Here is a 20,553-nt window from a genome sequence, read left to right on the forward strand (position 1 = left end):
ACATGCATCTGCTGGCGACATCCGGCGCTGATATCGACGACCTCGAGCAGGCCGTCGACCTCGCGCAGTCGCCGGCGGAGGTGGTCGTGCTGTCGTTCTCCGACAGCGATCTCTCCGCGCTCGCGGAAGCCTGGACTGGCGCTTCGGACGAACTGCCGGGCCTGCGGCTCGCCAGCCTGAAGCGTCTCAAGCATCCGATGTCGGTCGATCTTTATCTCGATCGCGTCGTGGCGGGGTCGCGCGCTGTCGTGGTGCGCTGTCTTGGCGGGCTCGATTATTGGCGCTATGGGCTCGAACATCTCGCCGCGATGTGCCGTAGCCGCGGCATTCTGCTTGCCGTGCTGCCGGGCGATGATCGTGCCGACGAGCGTCTGGATGCGCTCTCGACATTGCCGGTCGAGGCAACCGCACGGCTCTATGGTTATCTGCATGAAGGCGGCGTCGGCAATGCGCGGGAGGCGCTGCGCTATGTCGGCACACTTTTGGGACGGCATCTGTCTTTTGCCGAGCCGTTCACGATCGGGCCGGCGGTCGGCTTCATTGCCGAGCGCGGTGCAGTGCCGATCGAAGAACTCTGTGCAGCGGATGACCCGCGGCCCTGCGCGTTGATCACATTCTATCGCGCCAGCCTGCTGGCGGCGGATACGGCGGCCGTCGCCGCGCTCCAGAGGGCGCTCGACACGAAGGGGCTTGCGCCTGTCGCGGTGGCAGTGACCAGCCTGAAGAATCCTGACGTAGCTGAGGCGCTGACGCGTCTGATCGCAGCGCGACGGCCGTCAGTCATTCTGAACGCCACGGCCTTCTCGGCACTGCGCGAGGATGGCTCGACCGTGCTCGATCAGGCCGACGTTCCGGTGCTGCAGATCGTGCAGGCCCAGAGCAGTGAGCAGGCGTGGGCGTCATCGTCGCGCGGCCTGTCGCCGACCGATCTCGCCATGAACGTTGTGCTGCCAGAGCTCGATGGACGGTTGCTGGCGCGGACGATCGCATTCAAGGACGAAGCACCGGCCGATGAACGGTTGCAATTCGGCGCGGTGCGCCAGGTGCCGCAGCCGGACCGCATCGCCTTTGTTGCACAGTTGGCAGCGCGCTGGGTTCGTCTCCGCGCGATGCCGCACGCGAAGCGCCGTCTCGCGCTGATGCTGTCGGACTATCCGGCCCGCGCCGGCCGGCGCGGTTACGCGGTCGGACTCGACACGGCGCAGAGCGCGGCCGAGATAGCACTGCTGCTGACAGATCAGGGCTACGATATCGGAACCTCAGTCCGATCGGAAGATGTCGAGGCGCTGCTCAAAGGCGAGGCCGGCGAGCTAGTGATTCCGCTAGCGGACTATCAGCGCTATCTCGCGGCGTTGCCGGAAGAGCTGCAGCGTGAGCTGCAGGACAGCTGGGGCACGCCCGAAGCTGATGCCGCCTTTGCGAATGGCGCGTTTCGTTTCCCGGTGCTGCGTGCCGGCAAACTGTTGATCCTGCTGCAGCCGAATCGCGGCGCACGCAGCGATCGCAAGGCCGTTTATCACGACACCATGGTGCCGCCCGGCCATGCTTATGTCGCGCTCTATGCGCATCTGCGCGAGACGGAGCAGATCGACGCGCTGGTGCATCTCGGCGCGCATGGCACCTTGGAATGGCTGCCCGGCAAGGCGCTGGCGCTGTCGCGAGCCTGCTGGCCGGAGGCAGTGCTCGGCCCCGTGCCGGTGATCTATCCCTTCATCGTCAACAATCCCGGCGAGGCTGTTCAGGCCAAGCGCCGCCTGGCCGCGGTGACGCTCGGCCATCTGACGCCGCCATTGTCGCAAGCCGGACTACATGGGCCGCTGCTCGAATTGGAAGGCCTGGTCGAGGAATATGCCGAAGCTGACGGCCTCGACAAACGCCGCTTGAGGTTGCTCGAGGACGAGATCGTCGAGCGCGCCTGGGTCAGCGGCCTCGCCGTGGAATGCGGGCTAGCGCGCGAGACGACCGGGCGCGAGGCGATCGCGAAACTGGATGCGCAGCTCTGCGACATCAAGGAGCTTGCCGTGCGCGATCGTCTGCATGTGTTCGGCCGCACGCCTGACGATGCCGCGGTCGTGCTGCTCGGCGATGCGATCGTCGCCGCGTCGGGCGAGACGAACAACAAGCCTCGCGTTGAATCCGCGATCCGGGATTGCGCGCGCGCCGAGCGCGACGCATTGACTGCCGCACTCGATGGCCGTCGTGTTGCCGCGGGACCTGCGGGCGCGCCGAGCCGCGGCCGGCTCGACGTGCTGCCCACCGGGCGCAATCTCACCGCCATCGATCCGCGTGCGATCCCGACGCGGACTGCGGCCCTCGTCGGGGTGCGCGCTGCCGACGAGGTGATCCGACGTTATCTGCAGGACCACGGCGACTATCCGCGTTCACTGATGATCGATCTCTGGGCGTCGGCGTCGCTGCGCACCGGCGGCGACGATCTGGCGCAGGCGCTCGCCTATCTCGGCGTGCGGCCACGCTGGGATCTCAATTCGAACCGCGTCACCGGCGTCGACGTGCTGCCGCTCGCCGCGCTCGGCCGTCCCCGCATCGACGTGACGTTGCGCATCTCCGGCCTGTTCCGCGATTTGTTCGAGGCGCAGATCGCCCTGTTCGATCTTGCGGTGCAGACCGTCGCCGCGCGCGACGAGGAGGATGCTGACAATCCGCTGGCAGCTGCGCGGCGCCGCGGCGAGAGTCTGGCGCGCGTGTTCGGCGGCGCGCCCGGCAGCTATGGCGCCGTTGCCGCGAGCCTGGCGCTTGGCACGGAGTGGGATAGCCGCGAGCAGCTCGGCGAGGCCTATCTGGCCGGCGCTTCTTTCGCGTTCGGCGGCCCGGATGACGGGACCACGCAGGCGCAAGCCTTCAAGGATCGCGTCCGCAGCGCCGATGCGCTGGTGCATCCGCAGGACGACCGCGAGCGCGATTTGCTGGATGGTGAGGAGGTCGCGGACTATGCCGGCGGCTTTGCCGCGGCGGCCGCAGCACTGGGTGCCTCGCCGGCATTGCTCCATCTCGACACCAGCAGGCCGGAGGCTCCGAAGGCGCGTGCGCTCTCCGAAGAGATCGCGCGCGTGGTGCGCGGCCGGCTCACCAATCCACGCTGGATCGCCGGCATGCTGGCGCATGGCTATCGAGGCGTTGCCGAGATCGCGCAAGGAGTCGATGCGCTCTACGCGTTCGCGGCGACATCGGATGCGGTGCCTTCGCATTTGTTCGACGTGGTCCACGCGGCGCTGTTTGGCGATGGGACGGTGTATGAAGCCATGCTAACGCGCAATCCTGCTGCAGTCGCTTCGATCGTGGCCCGCTTGCGGGATGCCTGCCGCCGCGGGCTCTGGATGCCGCGCCGGAACGCTGTCATCGACGAGCTCGCCGCTGCGGCCGCGCGGACCGCACCTGCGGAGGGGAAGCCATGAGCGCATCGCCTCTGGTCAAAGGTTGGTGTCCCGGCGCGCGGCGACCAATGGAGAGCGGCGACGGTCTGATCGTGCGTATCAGGCCGCATCGCGGCAGCCTGCCGGTTCACAGCCTGAGCGCCTTGGCCGAGGCGGCATCGCGGTTCGGCAATGGCCAGATCGACCTGACGCGCCGCGCCAATTTGCAGATTCGCGGCGTGACACAGGATGCGCTCGGCTGCCTTTGGGACGCATTGTCCGCGCTCGGCCTGCTCGACGACAGTGCGGATGCCGAGGCGATCAGAAACATCGCGATCAATCCGCTGGCCGGGATCGATCCGGCTGAGATCGTCGATGTCAGGCCGATCGCCCAGGTGCTTGCATCGCAGCTCGCGGCACATGCAGACCTGCAGGCGCTGCCGGGCAAATTTGCCTTCGTCATCGATGGCGGCGGCTCGCTGCCGCTGACCGAGCTTGCGGCCGATGTCCGCCTCGAAGCCCGGCGCGAGCGCGCCGACGTCCTCATGGCGGTCGGTATTGCAACGAAGAAAGGCGTCACATGGTTGGCGGCTGCGGCCCCATCGGAAGCCGCCGATATCGCGGTTCTGATCGCGCGCGCGATCCTCTGCCATGGTGACCCCGGCCGCGCGCATGCATTGTCGCCGCAAGCTGTCGATGCGATCAGAGCCGAGCTCGGCCTGCCTGAGCTGCCGGCCAAAGTGGTTGACGTCTCGGGGCGCACCCCGCCGCAGCGGGGTCTCCTTGCGCTGCAGGGCGAGCGATACGCCGTCGGCCTCGGCGCCGCGTTCGGGCGTATCGACAGCGGGACACTGGCGACCTTGGCCGAGGCGCTGGCGAGACTCGACGTGACCGACGTCAGACTGTCGCCGTGGCGGACGCTCTATGCGGCGATCGATCGCCGCGCGGACGGCAAGGCGCTGCTCGAGACGGCCCGCGCACTCGGCCTTGTCGTCGACGACGCCGATCCGCTGGTCCGGATCGATGCCTGTTCGGGCGCAGGCTGCTGCGACGCGACCAGCCTGCCGACACGGGAGCATGCCCGTCTGCTGGCGCAGCTGGCCGCTCGCACCGGCTTTGCAGGTACTATGCACGTGTCCGGCTGCCCAAAGGGCTGCGCGCGCTCGGCACCGGCAGATCTGGTCCTCATTGGTAACGGTGATTCCTATCGCGTAGTTCGCAGAGGCACGGTAAGGGACGAGCCGGCCTGTGCGTTCACCGCATCGGAGATCGAGACGAAGGGGATTGAACTGTTGGCCAAGCACAGGAGTGCTCATGTCTGAGGCGCGCGGCTATATCCGCGACGGCGCCGAGATCTACCGGCGCTCCTTCGCAACCATTCGCGCCGAGGCTGACCTGTCGCGCTTCCGCGGCCTGGAGGAGAAGATCGCTGTGCGCATCATTCATGCCTGCGGCATGGTCGAGATCACCTCCGACATCGCGATGTCAGATGATTTCGCAGCGGAAGCACGCGATGCGCTGAAGCGCGGCGCGCCCATTCTGTGCGACGCCAAGATGGTGGCGCAGGGCATCACCCGTGCTCGGCTGCCGGCGAACAACGAGATCATCTGCACGCTCGATGCTCCCGACGTGCCGGCGCTCGCGGCACGGCTCGGCACCACGCGATCGGCGGCGGCGATGGAGCTGTGGCGGCCGCAGCTCGCCGGCGCGCTGGTGGCGATCGGCAATGCACCGACCTCGCTGTTCCACCTGCTCGACATGTTCGATGCCGGCGCCCCGCGGCCGGCGGCTGTCATCGGTACAGCGGTCGGCTTCGTCGGCGCAGCGGAATCGAAGGAGGCACTGGCGGCGGACGGACGCGTGCCATACCTGATCGTGAAGGGACGCAAGGGCGGCAGCGCCATGGCGGTCGCAGCCGTCAATGCCATTGCGAGCGACGTCGAATGAGTTCGCTCGACGACATCGCTGGCTCCGCGCGTGCCGGCACTTTGTACGGCATCGGCGTCGGGCCGGGCGACGTGCGCTATCTGACCTTGCGCGCTGCGGGCCTGGTGCGCTCGGTCGATGTCGTCGCCTATTTTGCGAAGCGTGGGCTCGAGGGCAACGCGCGCCGCATCGTGACGCCACTGATCGACATGGGGCGCCACGAGCTTCGGCTGGAATATCCGCTCACCGAGGAGGTGCCCGTGGCGGACATCTCCTATCGGACGCAGATCGCCGACTTTTATCGCCGCGCTGCCGACAGCATCTCGGCGCATTTGCGCGATGGCCGTTCGGTCGGGCTGCTGGCCGAGGGCGATCCGTTCTTCTACGGCTCGTTCATGCATATGTGGCGGCGCCTCGAACGGGATCATCCGGTCGAGGTCGTACCCGGCGTCACCGGCATGTCCGGTTGCTGGACGAGGGCCAACGCGCCGATCACCTGGGGCGACGATATCCTGTCGGTGTTGCCTGGAACGCTTGCCGAGGATGTTCTTGCCGATCGCCTCGCGCGCTGCGACGCCGCCGTGATCATGAAGGTGGGGCGCAATCTGCCGAAGGTGAAACGTGCGATCGCAAGCGCGGGTCTGCTGGCGCGTGCGCTTTATGTCGAGCGTGGCACCATGGAGGACCAGCGCGTCGTGCCGTTGGCCGAATGCGACTGGGAGCGCGGGCCTTACTTCTCCATGATCCTGATTCCGGGCCAGGGGCGGGCACTATGACCGGCTCGCTCACGGTGGTCGGATTGGGGCCCGGGCGGGCCGAGCTGATGACGCCGGCGGCATCCGCTGCGCTTGCGCGGGCGACTGACCTGATCGGATACGGACCCTATCTCGATCGCATCGCCGCGACGCCTGCGGGCCAAAGTCGGCACGCCACCGGCAATCGCGTCGAGCTCGACCGCGCACGGCATGCGCTGGAGCTGGCAGCGTCCGGCAAATCGGTTGCCGTGGTGTCCGGCGGCGATCCCGGCGTGTTCGCGATGGCGGCCGCGGTGTTCGAGGCGATCGAGACGGGTCCTGCCGAATGGCGCGCGCTCGACATCCGCGTCGAGCCGGGCGTGACCGCGATGCTGGCGGCGGCCGCCGAAATCGGCGCGCCGCTCGGCGGCGATTTCTGCGCGATCTCGCTCTCGGACAATCTGAAGTCATGGACAACGATCACGCGGCGGCTGGAAGCGGCCTGTGCCGGCGACTTCGTCATCGCGCTCTATAATCCCTTGTCGAAGGCGCGGCCGCATCAGCTCGGCGAAGCCTTCGACATCCTGCGCCGGCATAAAGCGCCGTCCGCAATCGTCGTCATGGTGCGTGCGGCGGGCTCGGGCGAGATGCGCCGGATCACGACGACGCTTGGCGAGGTCGATCCAAAGCAGGCCGACATGCGCACTTTGGTGCTGATCGGATCAACGGCCACGCGGCTGATCATGCGCGGCGGCCGCGAACCGTGGGTCTATACGCCGCGCCGCGAGGAGCCCGTGTGATGAGCAAGTTGCGTGTCCAGCCAGCGCATCGCGGCCTCGGGACTGTCCAGCACGATGCCATGCGGCTTGTGCGGACGCCTGATCACGATCACGGGCAGCCGCAAGCGGCGACTCGCGATGATCTTGGGATAGGTGGCGGCACCGCCCGAATTCTTGGACACGATCATGTCGATGCGCTCGCGCGCGAGGAAGGCTTCCTCCGCCGCGGCATCGAATGGTCCACGGTCGTGAACGAACCGGATGTCGGGCGGCAGCGCAACGTCGGGCGGATCGATCGTGCGCGCGACGTAATGATGCTGCGGCGCGGCCGCAAAGGCGGCAAGCTCCTGCCGCCCGATGCTGAGGAACACTCGCGCTGGTGCGCTGCCGAGTGCAGAAGCGGCAGCTTCGAAAGAATCGACTTCGATCCAGTCGTCACCGTCCTCACGCTTCCATGCGGCGCGCATGATCGAGCCGAGCGGGATCGCGAGCGCGTTGCAGGCGGCGACTGCGTGGGCCGAGATTTGCGCGGCATAGGGATGGGTGGCATCGATCACCGCGGCAACGTCATTCTCGCGCAGCCAGGCCTCGAGGCCGGTGATGCCGCCGAAACCGCCGATCCGCGTCGGCAGCGCCTGCTGTTTCGGCGTCGCGGTGCGCCCGGCGAGCGACAGCGTCGCTTCGAACCGGCCATCATGGGCGAGCAGCTGCGCCAAATGCGAAGCTTCGGTGGTGCCGCCGAGAATGAGAATGCGCATGCGGTGCGAGGTCCATGACGAGCTCGGCGGCAATTTGCAACGCGATACGCTGGCTGTCCATCATTGGTATCGGTGAAGACGGTGTCGACGGCCTGTCGCCCCTGGCGCGGCGCCTGATCGCCGACGCGCGGCTCGTGGTTGGCGGCGCGCGGCATCTTGATCTGGCGCGATCGTTGATATCTGGCGAATATCTGGTGTGGCCAACGCGACTGCATCAGGCCTTCGACCAGATTGCCGCGCGCTGCGGCGAGCCCGTCGTGGTGCTCGCCAGCGGCGATCCTTTCAACTACGGCGTCGGCAAGCAGCTCGCCGGGCGATTTCTGCCCGAAGAAATGCTGTGCCTGCCGCAGCCTTCTGCGTTCAGCCTTGCCGCTGCGCGCATGGGCTGGCCGCTGCAGGACACGACGCAGGTCAGCCTGCATGGACGCGCGCTCGAAGGCGTCATCCGCCATCTGACCCCGGGTGCCAGGATCCTCGCACTGTGCTGGGACGGCACCACGCCGGCGAAGCTCGCCGCGCTGCTCACGGCGCGCGGCATGGGCGGCTCGCGCCTCACCGTGCTGGAGGCGATGGGTGGTCCGCATGAGCGCGTGCGAAGCGCGCTCGCCAATGCGTTCGATCTTCAAGACATCAACGCGCTGACGACCGTCGCGATCGAAGTCGTCGCCGAAACCGCCGCGCCGGTGATCAGCCTCGCGCCGGGCCTCGCCGATGATCTGTTCGAGCACGACGGACAACTGACCAAGCGTGATATTCGGGCCGTCACGGTAGCGGCGCTGGCGCCGCGTCCGGGAGAACTCTTGTGGGACGTGGGTCTCGGCGCTGGCTCGGTCGCAATCGAATGGCTGCTGCGGCATGCTTCGCTGCGCGCGATCGGCATCGAGTCGCGGCAGGACCGTGCCGCTCGCGCCGTGCGCAATGCGCTCGCGCTCGGTGCGCCGGATCTGAAGATCGTCGTCGGCACCGCGCCCGCGTCCTTGGCCGATCTGGATGCGCCGGACGCCGCATTCATCGGCGGCGGCATCTCGGATGAGGGCGTGTTCGAGGCGGTCTGGGCGCGGCTGAAGCCCGGGGGACGGCTGGTGGCCAACGCCGTCTCGATCGAGGGCGAAGCGAGGCTCGCGTCGCTATTTCGTGCGCATGGTGGCGAGCTGGTCCGCCTTGCGGTCTCGCATGCCACGCGGGTCGGCACAATGCACGGCTTCAGGCCGGCTATGACGGTCACGCAATGGCGGGTCAACAAGCCATGATCGCACTCGGCATTGGCTGTCGTCGCAACGCGCCCATCGAAGACATCGAAGCGGTGATTGCCCGGGCGCTTAGTGCGGCGTCATTGCCGGCCGCAGCGATCAGCGTCATCGCGACCGAGAATGATAAGATGGCCGAGCCGGGTCTCGTCGAGGCAGCGCGCCGCCTCGACCGTCCATTGCGCGGAGTCGTCGCGAGCGAGATGGCAAGGATGTCCGATCTCGCGGTGACGCGAAGCGAACGCGTACAAGCGCTGAAAGGCGTGCCGTCGGTGGCCGAAACCGCTGCGCTTGCGGCCATCGGGCAGGGCGGCCGGCTGATCGTGCCGCGCGTCGCCAATGCGACTGCAACCTGCGCATTGGCAAGCGACGATGCAGAGTACGGCAAATGACAGTGCACTTCATTGGTGCCGGTCCCGGCGCGCCCGACCTGATTACCCTGCGTGGACGCGATCTGATCGCGCGTTGCCCGGTCTGTCTCTATGCGGGATCGCTGGTGCCGAAGGCGCTGCTGGATCATTGTCCGCCAGGTGCGCGTATCGTCGATACCGCGCCGCTGTCGCTCGACGAGATCATCGCCGAGATGGTGCGTGCGACCAAGGCTGGCGAGGACGTCGCACGGCTGCATTCCGGCGATCTGTCGATCTGGAGCGCGCTTGGCGAGCAGGTGCGGCGACTCGAGGCGTTGCAGATTCCGTACACGGTGACACCGGGCGTGCCGGCCTTCTCGGCCGCGGCGGCCGCACTTGGGCGCGAGCTCACCTTGCCGGGGCTCGCGCAATCCGTGGTGCTGACGCGCACCTCGGGCCGGGCCTCGGCGATGCCGGAGAGCGAAAAGCTGTCGCTGTTCGCACAGTCGCGCGCGACGCTGGCGATTCATCTGTCGATTCACGTGCTCGACAAGGTGGTCGAGGAGCTCAAGCCGCATTATGGCGCCGACTGCCCGGTTGCGATTGTCTACCGCGCGAGCTGGCCGGACCAGCGTATCATCACCGGTACGCTGGCCACCATCGCGGCCGCGATGCAAGCCGAGACGGTGGAACGCACGGCGCTGATCCTGGTCGGTCCTGCCCTTGCCGCGTCCGATTTTCGCGAGAGCGCGCTTTACGGCGCCGACTATCCGCGGCGTTTTCGGGGCAGAGGCGAATGATGGCCGCCGCGCCGAGAGGGCTCATCATCGCGGCGCCGCGCTCGGGCGCCGGCAAGACCACCGTGACGCTCGGCCTGATGCGCGCGCTGGTCCGTCGCGGAATACGGGTCGCGCCGTTCAAATGCGGTCCCGACTACATCGATCTCGCGTTTCACGCGGTTGCGGCGGGGCGCGTCAGCTACAATCTCGACGGTTGGGCAATGTCGGCCCCACAGCTGGTGCGACTGGTGAACGAGACCGCGGCCGATGGCGATCTCGCTGTTGTCGAGGGCGTGATGGGATTGTTCGACGGCGCGGCGGCGCCGGGACGAGCGGGGCGGGGCTCGGCAGCCGATCTTGCCGCGCTGCTCGGCTGGCCGGTCCTGCTGGTGATCGACGTCAGCGGTCAGACCGAAACGGCCGCCGCGGTTGCGCTCGGCTGCGCGACGTTTCGCACCGACGTGCGGATTGCCGGCGTGATCCTCAATCGTGTCGCCAGCGCGCGGCATCTGGCTCTGATCCAGCCGGCATTCGACAGGATCGGGATCAGGGTATTCGGCGCACTGTCGCGCGACGATAGCTTCGCGCTGCCTGAACGGCATCTTGGCCTGGTGCAGGTGCAGGAGGTCGAGGCCATCGAGACGCAGCTCGATTTACTGGGCGACAAGCTCGCTGCCACATCCGATCTCGATGCGATCGCGGCTTTGGCTCAGCCGATCGCAACGGCGCCGCATGAGGACGATGCTGGCGACATCGGCATCCGACCGCCAGGCCAGCGCATCGCGATCGCGTCGGACGCGGCGTTCTCTTTCAACTACCCGCATCTTGCGCGGCATTGGCGCGCGCGTGGCGCCGAGATCATGCCGTTCTCGCCGTTGGCTGACGAAGCGCCCGATGCCGCGGCAGACGCGGTCTGGCTGCCCGGCGGTTATCCGGAACTGCATGGCGCGCGCCTGAATGCGGCACAGCGGTTTCTGGATGGCCTGCGCAATGCCGCAAAGCGCGGCGTGCGCATTCACGGCGAGTGCGGCGGCTACATGGTGTTGGGGCAGGGGATCGTGGACGCCGAGGGGCGCCGTCATGCCATGGCCGGCTTGCTGGCTCTGGAGACATCGTTTGCCAAGCGAAGGCTGCATCTCGGCTATCGCCGGGCACGGCTGCTTGCCGACTGCGGCCTTGGCCCGTGCGGCGCCGTAGTTCGTGGCCATGAATTTCACTATGCCAGCATCGTGAGCGAAGGCGACGAGCCATTGCTCGACTGCCACGGCGCATCGGGTGAGCCGATGGTGGAGCGTGGCGCGCGGCGAGGCATGGTCAGTGGCAGCTTCCTGCATGTCATTGCCGGTGATGCACCATGAGCGATGAGAACAGGCCGCCGCACTTCGATGTCGTCTTCAGGCAACGCTTTGCGGAGCTGGTGCGCTGGCGGCGCGACGTCCGCCGGTTTCGCTCCGATCCGGTCCCCGCCGACCTCATCGCTCAACTGCTCTCGCTTGCGGCCTACGCGCCATCGGTCGGCTTCAGCCAGCCGTGGCGCTTCGTGCTGGTCGAAAGTCCGGAGCGTCGCGCAGCCATCATTGCCAATTTCGAAACCGCCAATCGCGCAGCGCTTGACGGTTATGATGGAGAACGTCGCGCGATCTACGCCCGGCTCAAGCTGGAAGGCCTGAGTCAGGCCCCGGTGCATCTTGCGGCCTGTGCCGATGAGGCGGCCGACACCGGCCACGGTTTGGGACGGCAGACCATGCCGGAGACGCTGCGCTACTCGGTGGTGACAGCGGTGCAGACATTATGGCTTGCGGCACGCGCGGAAGGGCTCGGCGTTGGCTGGGTTTCGATTCTCGATCCCGCCGCCGTGTGCAGAACACTCGATCTGCCCGCCGAGTGGAGCCTCGTCGCCTATCTCTGCATCGGCTGGCCGGAAGAGGAGCATGACGATCCCGAACTGGAACGTGATGGCTGGCAGGTACGGCTCTGCGATCGCGTGATTGTGCCGCTCAAGCGCTGACAATCAGGAGGCCATCGCGAGCGGCGGCGCCTCGATTGCGGCCGGCGCAACCGGCTTTGGCGCGGCGGTACCGGCGAGCCGAAAGCGCATTCCGTTCAGCGTCACGGTCAGCGGGATGCCGCGGAAGTCGTCATGGAAGGCGCGGATGCGGCGCTTCATCTCGACAGGCGCGATGTCGGCCGGCATGTCGCACATCGCAGCATACATCTGCCTGGTGCTCTTGATGCCGCTCCAGGTGATGGGGAGACCTGGCAGCGGCGCGGCGCTGCAGGCAATGTCGTGTGACATCCGCCAGAACAAATAGGCGAGGCGCACGAATGCCATTTGCTCCAGGCCCCGCACCTCGAGCCCGTCAGGGATTTCGAACGACTCCACACCGACGATCGCGCCGCAATCGACGCGGGCTTCCATCACGTGGGCGGTGGCACCGAACTGCCTGGCGCCATCGTAGAGGGCGAAATGCGCCGGCGCCCAACCGGGATAATCAGCAGGGCCGGGGTGGAAGTTGTAGGCGCCATAACCCAGCGCATTCAGGATACGGGCCGGGACAATCACGCCGGTGGTGAATGCGACAAGGCGCGCGTTACGAAGAACCTCCGGCTCGATCGCCTCGAGATCGCCCGGCGTGACGGCGCAGCGGAAGGACAGCGCCGGATTGTGGGCTTTCAGGAGCTCGGTGAGCGCCAGTTGCTGGTCAGGGCTGCCGGTCAGAAGAATGATCGTGTTGAACATGCGCATTTTGTCTCTGTCGCTTGAATCTCAGCGGCGATAGCTGGTCACGGTGCCGGACTTGACGGCCTTGTCGGAGGCCGCGAGCGAACGAAACAAGTCGCTCGGCAGGTCCTGCCACGGCGCGATCTCGATGACGCTGTTATCGGCAAGGAAGGCGGCTTCCTTGGCGATGCGAACGTCGTCCTGCCATGGACAAAGCGACAGTTCGAGCCGGCCGAACCCGCCGCAATCAGCTTCGAATGCGCGCGTGACGGCCTCGATGCTGGCTGCGGTCGCCCGCGCGCCGCTGCCTTCGAGCTCGCGCAGGATCACGGTGACGGCCTTGTCTGACGCCGCCTTGGAGCGCAAAACAATGAGCGCATCCCTGGCGCCGGTACGGCCAGCGCGGCGTGCCGGGCGTACCGCATCGGCGAAATCCGGGTCCGGACCGAGATCGGCCGTGGTGGCTTTCAGATTATGAACGATCGTCGCCTGCCTGGCGCCGGCCTCACCCGCGACCGCATGATAGGAGCGCGGCAGCCAGACCGTATCGAGCGGCATCTGCGAGGCGGTCAGGCTCCAGGCCTGGTCGAGCAGATAGGCATCCCAGACCGCGGTATAGGAAGAGGCAAGTTGCTGCCATGTGCGCAGCAATGCTTCGGCGGCTTTCGTACGGCCGAAATAAAGCGTGCGCGTCGACATCTCCCAGCCGTTCCATTTGTAAACCGCGAAATCGCAAGCGACCTGCAATGGCAGCATCGGCTGGGCCTGCAGCATGACGTCGGCATCGACGAACAAAAGCGGCGCTTGATGGCGGTCCCACATCCCTGCGATGAATTCGGCCTTCTCATAGGCGAGCATGCGATCGGAATGGATCGTATCCAGTGCGACGAGGTCGAAGGCCAGCCCAAGGCGCTGCAACGATCGCTTCAGATGATAGGCGTGCAGGTCGCCATAGGCTTGGGGATAGCACGACACCACGTGCGGCAGATCGGCAGCGTCGGGCGTCTTGGACTCGCGCCAGGCGAGGCCGCCCCACCACAGCTCGTGCGGCCCGTCCACGCCGCAGGTGCCGACCATGCCGAATTCGGTCAGCTTGGACTTGAGGAAATCGAAGGCAGGATTTTCGCCGAAGGGAATCGCGACCGCAGTGTTCGCATCGAGCGACCCGTAGAGCAGCTCGGCGCCGGCGCCGCTTGGTGGATCGAGCACGATGATGACGCCGCCTTGCGCGCGCATGTCGCTGCTGCGCGCGCCGGCTTCCCAGAGTACGGGCGGCCCATAGCTCCGCACCAGCCATTCGAGCCGGCGTAATTGCGCCGGACCAAGCCTCGCATCATGGGATTGCAGCAGATCCGTCAGATCCGCCTTGGTATTGTCGAAATGACCGCTGCCGCTTGCCTTCATGATTCCTGCTCCTTGGAGCTAGAACGGACGAGGAGGCCAATTCAGGCGGTGCCGCAAGGAGCGCTGCCGAACACGTTGGATGAGAGTCGATTGGCGCCGAATAGCGGGTCCAGATGGCAGTGCGACGGGCTGCCGAGGCTTCCGGCGAGCCGCATCGGCTGCGCCGGCGCGGCACTGGCCACGCTGAGACCGCGCGCAATCATGAGCTTGTCCATGAAGCCGCTGTCGAGTACCGGCTGCAGCGTGGCGGTGCCGAGATTGACATCGCGCTGCAACTTGCCGAGCACTGCAAGCTCATCTTCGTCCGGCAGCAGCAGCAACCGCCCGAGTGTCGCGGCAGTCCAGCGCGCGCCGACGGCGGATCGCGCAAATGGCTGCAGGCCATAATTTGCGCCGAGCTCGCGCGCGCTAGCGGCAAAGGCTGCCGCGCCTGCCTGGACTTCCGCCGCGACGGCGCTCTGCTCCGCCGGGATCGGGTTGGAATCGCGCAGGACTTCGCCGTCGCGATAATCCCGTGCCTCTCCTGCCGGAGAGCTGCAGAGATGTTCGAGCAGAGCGACGTGACGGAGCAGGGTGCGCTTGATGTGCGGCGTCACGATGAGGTCCGAGATCATGCCTTGCACGGTATCGCCGCGGGCCAGATCGTGAAATGCGTCGTCGAGGGTGAGGAGGTAGGCCCCATGGAGGCGGGCGCGGATGTTCTCGCGGTCGAAGATCCGGCGGAGCGCCTTCTGCGCGCGGCCGGAGTAGCCGAGATCGACCAGCACGAGGTCAGTGCAGCTATCGAAATCCGGGATTCTGGCCCGAAGGTGGGCGAGCAGTCGCGCCCGCATTCCGCCGGCAAGCTCCGCGCACTCGCGCGGATTCATCAGCCCGGGCAGAGCAGCGGCCAAGTCGGTGCCGCTCGCGGCGCCGTCGGATTGGTTCGCAAAATAGGTCGCCACGTTCAAAGGCAGCGCCATGGCGATCTCGGCGAAAGCGTTGGCGTCGAGGCGCGGTATCTGTCCGATCAACTGGCGCAAGGGCGCAAGCGAGTCAGCCGCTCCGATCGCGCTCACATGTCGGTTCACCTCGATGTATGACGCATCGCTCGTGCGACTATCCTGCCAGATGCGATGCGACAGGAAGCCGCTTCGCCCGAGAAATCCGATCGCAACCTTGCCGCCCGCTTTGGTCAGCTCGTTGCAACGAGCTTCGATGAAGGCGTCGAAGGCGGTCATGATGGGCCCGAGCGCGGTCATGCCAAGGTGGAAGGCAGCAGAGTTCTCCGGATTTCGCGCCGTCACCATCCGCCGTAGGGTGCTGGCGCCGAGATCCAGACGCGACGGCTGGCCGGGAGCCAACAGTTCGAACAGACTCGTCTCTCGCTGCAGTTTAGAGGCGAGCTTGTTGCTTGCCTGCAGATGATGGCGCGGGCGGATGCCGTGGCGCCGTGCGCTCTCGATGTCGGTGTGCTCGTTGCCGCCGATATGAAATGACGAGCCGGGATCGACTTTCTGCTCCGACAGGTATTTGGCGAACAGCTTGCCGTTCTTGCCGTGACCGTGATCGCAGGACGCGTAAAGGAAATCCCAGGTGAGGTCAGGAGTGCAATTGCGCAGCAAGTGACCGAGCTGCTTCGTGCTCCAGTAGGTGTCGGAGATGAAGCCGACGCGAAAACCCTCGCGTTTCATGTCCAGATATTGCTGAAGCATGTCCGGATTTGCGCCGCAGAGATCGATCTCGGCGCGGAATTCGGCAACGGCCAGATCGTTCAGCGCTTCGCGGTCCAGGCCAAACAGCCTCAGAGGAAAGAAGGAATAGATATCAGTGATGCGGACCTCGGTCGTGCCGCGCTTTTGCTCAGCCTCTTTGCGAGCGCGTGCCTCGGCAAGAACGCGATGCTGCACGAAATTTTCAGACGCGCCCGGACACGTATCCTTAAGTCCGGAAATTTCATAGGCCCTCTCGAATACGCCGTCAGGCGTCGTGCAGGCCCTGATTATAAAAGTGTCAAAAACATCGAACGAGCACGCAGAAACAACCTTCGCTCGACGCGCTGCGCCGACCGTTGCGACCCTCATTCCAGAAATCTCCCGCTCCGCAACTCATGAAACGTTCGGTCGGGTGAAATCAGGCGCACATCCGGAAAAAATTTCTCGGGTGATTCAAAAATCGCGGAGCCGACGACTGACAGAGTCGAAAAATCGGATACTTTCGAGACGATGATTCGGAAAAATCTGCCGGGCGCGATCGTCGTCTGGCGCGAGTTGATCTCGTCATGCAACCGATCATCCGGCGACCGGGCGTTGCCTGTGCCGATCGGCGTTAGTGCGTGTAGCAGCTGCGTTTTCCGCTGCGTCTGTCTTCCCGAATGAATGTCTTCCGATGCCGATGAACGGCTACACTTGCTCTCTCGATCCTGCGCCGGCTGGGTGCGCTCGGCATTTCTTGCCTGGCCATAGGCAAAACATTCCCCGTAAGCCTTTGAAAAATAACAAAAATACTGCGCCTGACTTTTTCGCTCGCCGCGTTCAAGGGTCGGAAGCCGTATGGGATGAGAACCGTCGGCGCTGCGGGTTGGAGATTGGGGAATGAGCTACGCGCTTGATGTCTGGGCTCCCACCGAGTTCGATGTCGCCAAGGAGTCTCCGTCGCCCGAAGCTGCCGAGGTGCCTTGGAGTGAATCGTGTGCGACCGTGTCCGACAGTGCGCCGGTTCTCGATGACGTCGTGTTCGACGAGGACAAGGAGCTGCTCGACCGCATGGCGACCGGCGACGAGGCCGCGTTTCGTCTCCTCGTGGTTCGGCACATCGATCGTGCCTATGCGATCGCGCTGCGCATCGTCGGCAATGCCGCCGATGCGGAGGACGTCGTGCAGGATACCATGCTCAAGGTCTGGACTCATCGCGGACGCTGGCAGCATGGCCGGGCAAAGTTCTCGACCTGGCTCTATCGAGTGGTCAGCAATCGCTGCATCGATTTGCGCCGCAAGCCGCGGACGGAGAATGTCGATGTCGTCCCCGAGGTCGCCGACTCCAAGCCGGACGCCAGCAGCATGATCGAGCGCGCTGAGATGAACGACCTGTTAGAGGCGGCGATGCAGCGTCTGCCCGAGCAGCAGCGCATCGCGGTGATCTTCTCCTACCATGAGAACATGAGCAACGGCGAGATCGCCGAAGTGATGGATACGACCATTGCCGCAGTGGAGTCGCTCCTGAAGCGCGGTCGTCAGCAATTGCGCGAATTGCTGCGCAGGCACGAGCGCGACATCCGCGGCGCATTTACCGACTGCTAACCATAACCTCCGCGGCGAGAAGATTTCTCGCCTGATCTTGCCGGGCCGGTCCGTTTGATCGGGCAGACGGGGCTGATACGCACCGTCAGTCCTTCCACGATCCGGCGTGTGTTGCCGATCACTCTAGGAGTTTCACCGTGCCTGCAATTTCCACCAACATCGCAGCCAACTCGGCTGTCCGCTACCTGAACATCAACTCGAACCAGGAAACCAGCTCGCTCTCGAAGCTGTCGAGTGGTTCGCGCATCACCGCCGCTTCCGACGACGCCGCCGGTCTCGCGATTTCGACCCGCATCTCCTCGGACATCACCACGCTGCAGCAGGCCGCGACCAACGTTGCCCAGGCGACCTCGATCCTGCAGACCGCCGATGGCGGCGCCTCCAACATCAGCGACATCCTGGCTCGTATGAAGTCGCTGGCGTCAGAGTCCGACTCGGGTACCACGACCGATTCCAGCCGCGCCTACATCCAGTCGGAATTCAAGCAGCTGATCGGCGAGGTCGATTCGATCGCTTCGGGCACCCGCTATAGCGGCACCAGCCTGCTTGACGGCTCCAGCACCACCTTCACCGCTGGCGTCAACGTGATGGTCGGCTCCTCGAGCTCCGATACCATCAAGATCACGCTGTCCAACCTGAGCTCGTCGTCTCTGGCCATCACCTCGCTCGACGTCAGCACGCAAACCGGCGCCACCGCGGCGCTGACGGCGCTCGACACTGCGATCGACACCGTCTCCAAGGCTCGTGCCGACATCGGTGCGCAGGAATCGCGCTTCAACTTCAGCGCCGACTCGATCTCGACGCAGACCCAGAACCTGCAATCGGCCAATTCGGCGATCAAGGACGTCGATATCGCGGCCGAGCAGGCGAAGCTGTCCTCGGCCGAGGTGAAGACCCAGGCCGCAGTCTCGGCGGAAACCGCTGCGAACCAGATGCCGCAGTACCTGCTCAAGCTGCTCGGCTAACGAACGATCTGCCGGGCCGGCACGATGCCGGCCCGGTTCTTTTCTGACAGGTCCCCGTCATGACAGTGAGTAGCGCCACTTCCGGCACGAGCAGCACGACCTCGTCGTCATCCTCGTCGTCGAGCTCGACCAGCTCGATCTCGACATCGGGGACGAGCACGACCAGCAGCATCGACTGGGGCGCTCTGATCCAGGCCGCTGTCAACGCCAAGCTGGCGCGGGCGACGCAGATCAGCACGAAGATCACCGCCAACCAAGCCAAGGTCACCGCGTATCAAGGCCTACAGACAGCCCTCAGCACGTTGTCGAGCGGGTTGTCCACGCTTTCCACCGCGGTCATCAACTCCTTCTCGACCAGCGTTTTTGCGTCGCGCGCCGCGACCGTCAGTGCGACTGGTAATGTCAGTGCGTCGGCCGCATTGTCCATGGCTGTCAACACCGGGGCAGCGACAGGCAAGCATACGCTGACCATCAGCCAAATCGCGACTGCGCAGAAGGTGGCGAGTGCCAGCCAGTCCAGCCAGACCAGCGCACTCGGCTATTCAGGCACCTTTTCGCTTGGCCTTGCCGGCGGCAGCACCGCGGAGATCACTGTGACCAGCGGCATGTCGCTGCAGGATATCCAGGACGCCATCAACGCGCAGACATCGACCACGAATGTCCAGGCGTCCATCATCCAGGTATCCAGTGGGTCTTACCAGCTTACGTTGACCGGTACGGAGGATGCCGCCGATATCAGCTATTCGAGCACGTCGGGGGACGATATCCTCAACAAGCTCGGCATCACCGACAGCAGCGGCACTTTCACGAATGTGCTGCAGACATCGCAGGCCGCAAAGTTCACGCTGGACGGCATCGCTCTGACCCGCAACACCAACGACATTCAGGACGTGCTCAGCGGCGTCACCTTCAGTCTGATGCAGGCGACGCCGAGCGGAACCTCGCTGACGGTCGATATCGAGCCCGACGGCAGTCAGATCACGGACGCACTCGAGGCCTTCGTCAAGAATTACAATGCGTTTCGTGATGCCGTGACGGCGCAGCAGGCGACCAATTCCGACGGAACGGCAGCATCCAGCGCCGTGCTGTTCGGCGACGGCACGATGCGCGATATCATGGACCAGCTGCAGAGCATCCTGAGCACGTCGGTTGGCGGAATGACGATGGCTAATCTCGGCCTGTCGTTCAATGAGAAGAACGAGCTGCAGCTCGATACGGGGACATTATCGACGATCCTCAACACCAATTTGAGTGGCGTCACAAAATTGCTGGCTGCGCAGACGACGACGTCATCGAGCCAGCTCACGGTCGTCAATACCGGCGCGTCACCGCAATCCTTTACGCTCGATGTCAACGTCGATTCGTCCGGCAAACTGGTGTCCGCTTCGGTCGAGGGCGATAGCTCGTTGTTCACGATCAGCAGCGACGGCAAGAGCATCATCGGCGCCAGCGGCACGATTTATGCCGGCATGGCGTTCACTTATAGCGGCACGACGTCGCAGACGATCACGGTGACGTCGACGCTGGGTCTTGCAAACCGGATCTATCAGTTTGCTAAGACCGCATCGGGCAGCACGGGGGCGCTTCAGACCCAGATCAGCAGTCTGATTGACCAGGACACGTCGATGAGTTCCAAGGTCAGCGACATCCAGAGCGCGGCTACGACCTTTCAATCGCAACTCGAGGCGCAATACGCCAAATATCAGGCCGCAATCGCCAGTGCGGACAACACGCTGACCTATCTCAAGGCATTGCTCAACGCGGGGTCCAAGAACTAATGACACAGAATGAGATGGCTCAACGGGCGAGCCAGGCTTATCGCGGCGCGGCCATCGCTGTGCCGCCGCTCAAGGCGGTGATCATGCTGCTCAATGGTGCCTCCACCTACTTGCAGAAATCGCTGCAGGCCCAGGAAGCGCATCGCTTCGAGGAGGGGCACGAGCATCTGACCCGCGCAACGGCGATCCTGCGCGGGCTTAGCCATCATCTCGACGTCACCCGCGGCGGCCCCGTCGCCGATCGGTTGTTTCAGACCTACAATGCTCTGATTGTCGCGGCGCTGCGGTCCTATGGGCGTCCGCACATGCGCGAGAATGTTCAGCGTCTGGTCGCCAGCATCAACGAGCTGCGCGAGGCGTGGGAGACCGTTGAGCGCGCGGCCAGGACCGCCCCGCGCGCCGCCGCAGTGCCCGCCACCCATCGCTGATCCGCCGATGCGTCGTCGCGATCTCCCGCAACAC

At 65.3% G+C, this 20,553-nt stretch carries 20 protein-coding genes; 14 read left to right on the plus strand and 6 right to left on the minus strand.

Going from position 1 to position 20,553, the window contains the following annotated elements; all coding sequences use genetic code 11:
- Positions 1-2: 2 nt before the first annotated feature.
- Genes cobN through cobJ form a run of 5 tightly spaced genes read left to right on the plus strand, consistent with a single transcriptional unit; the run spans position 3 to position 6,831 of the window.
- Positions 3-3,413 carry a cobaltochelatase subunit CobN gene (gene cobN, locus P6U24_RS15130; protein WP_407159880.1) on the plus strand — a complete coding sequence of 1,137 codons (3,411 nt, stop codon included), beginning with the start codon at positions 3-5 and terminating at the stop codon, positions 3,411-3,413.
- Positions 3,410-4,693: a precorrin-3B synthase gene (cobG, locus tag P6U24_RS15135; RefSeq protein WP_407159881.1), complete on the plus strand. Its 1,284-nt coding sequence runs from the start codon at positions 3,410-3,412 to the stop codon at positions 4,691-4,693. Before cobN ends, cobG begins: the two co-directional genes overlap by 4 nt.
- Positions 4,686-5,318: a precorrin-8X methylmutase gene (locus P6U24_RS15140; protein ID WP_407159882.1), complete on the plus strand. Its 633-nt coding sequence runs from the start codon at positions 4,686-4,688 to the stop codon at positions 5,316-5,318. The genes cobG and P6U24_RS15140 overlap by 8 nt, the downstream gene beginning before the upstream one ends.
- On the plus strand, positions 5,315-6,073 hold the full coding sequence (locus P6U24_RS15145; RefSeq protein WP_407159883.1) for a precorrin-2 C(20)-methyltransferase: 759 nt from the start codon (positions 5,315-5,317) through the stop codon (positions 6,071-6,073). Before P6U24_RS15140 ends, P6U24_RS15145 begins: the two co-directional genes overlap by 4 nt.
- Positions 6,070-6,831: a precorrin-3B C(17)-methyltransferase gene (cobJ, locus tag P6U24_RS15150; protein WP_407159884.1), complete on the plus strand. Its 762-nt coding sequence runs from the start codon at positions 6,070-6,072 to the stop codon at positions 6,829-6,831. Before P6U24_RS15145 ends, cobJ begins: the two co-directional genes overlap by 4 nt.
- Here cobJ and P6U24_RS15155 read toward each other — a convergent pair.
- Complete coding sequence (locus P6U24_RS15155) at positions 6,801-7,568, minus strand: cobalt-precorrin-6A reductase (protein ID WP_407159885.1); 768 nt, start codon at positions 7,566-7,568, stop codon at positions 6,801-6,803. The two genes, cobJ and P6U24_RS15155, sit on opposite strands and share 31 nt — an antisense overlap.
- A 14-nt stretch (positions 7,569-7,582) precedes the next feature.
- On the opposite strand from P6U24_RS15155, the gene cbiE reads away from it, so the two are divergent.
- Genes cbiE through bluB form a run of 5 tightly spaced genes read left to right on the plus strand, consistent with a single transcriptional unit; the run spans position 7,583 to position 11,952 of the window.
- Positions 7,583-8,818 carry a precorrin-6y C5,15-methyltransferase (decarboxylating) subunit CbiE gene (cbiE, locus tag P6U24_RS15160; protein ID WP_407159886.1) on the plus strand — a complete coding sequence of 412 codons (1,236 nt, stop codon included), beginning with the start codon at positions 7,583-7,585 and terminating at the stop codon, positions 8,816-8,818.
- Entirely contained in the window at positions 8,797-9,207 is a 411-nt protein-coding gene (locus P6U24_RS15165; RefSeq protein WP_407159887.1) for a cobalamin biosynthesis protein, read from the plus strand. The genes cbiE and P6U24_RS15165 overlap by 22 nt, the downstream gene beginning before the upstream one ends.
- On the plus strand, positions 9,204-9,965 hold the full coding sequence (cobM, locus tag P6U24_RS15170; RefSeq protein WP_407159888.1) for a precorrin-4 C(11)-methyltransferase: 762 nt from the start codon (positions 9,204-9,206) through the stop codon (positions 9,963-9,965). Before P6U24_RS15165 ends, cobM begins: the two co-directional genes overlap by 4 nt.
- Positions 9,962-11,302 (plus strand): cobyrinate a,c-diamide synthase, encoded by a 1,341-nt coding sequence (locus tag P6U24_RS15175; protein ID WP_407159889.1) that lies wholly within the window; start codon positions 9,962-9,964, stop codon positions 11,300-11,302. The genes cobM and P6U24_RS15175 overlap by 4 nt, the downstream gene beginning before the upstream one ends.
- The gene (gene bluB, locus P6U24_RS15180) at positions 11,299-11,952 is read left to right on the plus strand and encodes a 5,6-dimethylbenzimidazole synthase (protein ID WP_407159890.1); all 654 of its coding nucleotides are present in this window, start codon (positions 11,299-11,301) and stop codon (positions 11,950-11,952) included. Before P6U24_RS15175 ends, bluB begins: the two co-directional genes overlap by 4 nt.
- A 3-nt stretch (positions 11,953-11,955) precedes the next feature.
- On the opposite strand, the gene P6U24_RS15185 is transcribed toward bluB, so the two are convergent.
- From P6U24_RS15185 to P6U24_RS15200, 4 genes are all read right to left on the minus strand, one after another.
- Complete coding sequence (locus tag P6U24_RS15185; RefSeq protein ID WP_407160473.1) at positions 11,956-12,684, minus strand: formyltransferase family protein; 729 nt, start codon at positions 12,682-12,684, stop codon at positions 11,956-11,958.
- 27 nt (positions 12,685-12,711) lie between these two features.
- Positions 12,712-14,070 (minus strand): hypothetical protein, encoded by a 1,359-nt coding sequence (locus tag P6U24_RS15190; RefSeq protein ID WP_407159891.1) that lies wholly within the window; start codon positions 14,068-14,070, stop codon positions 12,712-12,714.
- A gap of 41 nt (positions 14,071-14,111) precedes the next feature.
- Positions 14,112-15,959, minus strand: a complete 1,848-nt coding sequence (locus P6U24_RS15195; RefSeq protein ID WP_407159892.1) for a hypothetical protein — start codon at positions 15,957-15,959, stop codon at positions 14,112-14,114.
- A 170-nt stretch (positions 15,960-16,129) separates the two neighbouring features.
- The gene (locus P6U24_RS15200; RefSeq protein ID WP_407159893.1) at positions 16,130-16,336 is read right to left on the minus strand and encodes a hypothetical protein; all 207 of its coding nucleotides are present in this window, start codon (positions 16,334-16,336) and stop codon (positions 16,130-16,132) included.
- Between the two features lie 307 nt (positions 16,337-16,643).
- Here P6U24_RS15200 and P6U24_RS15205 point away from each other — a divergent pair, with 307 nt between their 5' ends.
- Together P6U24_RS15205 and P6U24_RS15210 are read left to right on the plus strand one after the other, a co-directional pair.
- The gene (locus P6U24_RS15205) at positions 16,644-17,348 is read left to right on the plus strand and encodes an RNA polymerase sigma factor (protein WP_407159894.1); all 705 of its coding nucleotides are present in this window, start codon (positions 16,644-16,646) and stop codon (positions 17,346-17,348) included.
- A gap of 137 nt (positions 17,349-17,485) precedes the next feature.
- Positions 17,486-18,313 carry a flagellin gene (locus P6U24_RS15210; RefSeq protein WP_407159895.1) on the plus strand — a complete coding sequence of 276 codons (828 nt, stop codon included), beginning with the start codon at positions 17,486-17,488 and terminating at the stop codon, positions 18,311-18,313.
- Here the strand turns inward: P6U24_RS15210 and P6U24_RS15215 are convergent.
- On the minus strand, positions 18,297-18,566 hold the full coding sequence (locus P6U24_RS15215) for a hypothetical protein (protein WP_407160823.1): 270 nt from the start codon (positions 18,564-18,566) through the stop codon (positions 18,297-18,299). The genes P6U24_RS15210 and P6U24_RS15215 overlap by 17 nt on opposite strands.
- On the opposite strand from P6U24_RS15215, the gene fliD reads away from it, so the two are divergent.
- Together fliD and fliS are read left to right on the plus strand one after the other, a co-directional pair.
- Complete coding sequence (gene fliD / locus P6U24_RS15220; RefSeq protein ID WP_407160474.1) at positions 18,451-20,091, plus strand: flagellar filament capping protein FliD; 1,641 nt, start codon at positions 18,451-18,453, stop codon at positions 20,089-20,091. The two genes, P6U24_RS15215 and fliD, sit on opposite strands and share 116 nt — an antisense overlap.
- A complete protein-coding gene (gene fliS / locus P6U24_RS15225; RefSeq protein ID WP_407159896.1) occupies positions 20,091-20,519 on the plus strand; it encodes a flagellar export chaperone FliS in 429 nt (142 codons plus the stop codon). Before fliD ends, fliS begins: the two co-directional genes overlap by 1 nt.
- The last annotated feature ends 34 nt before the right edge of the window (positions 20,520-20,553 follow it).

Origin of the sequence: Bradyrhizobium sp. STM 3557 (assembly GCF_045571465.1) — a bacterium.
Lineage (GTDB): Bacteria > Pseudomonadota > Alphaproteobacteria > Rhizobiales > Xanthobacteraceae > Bradyrhizobium.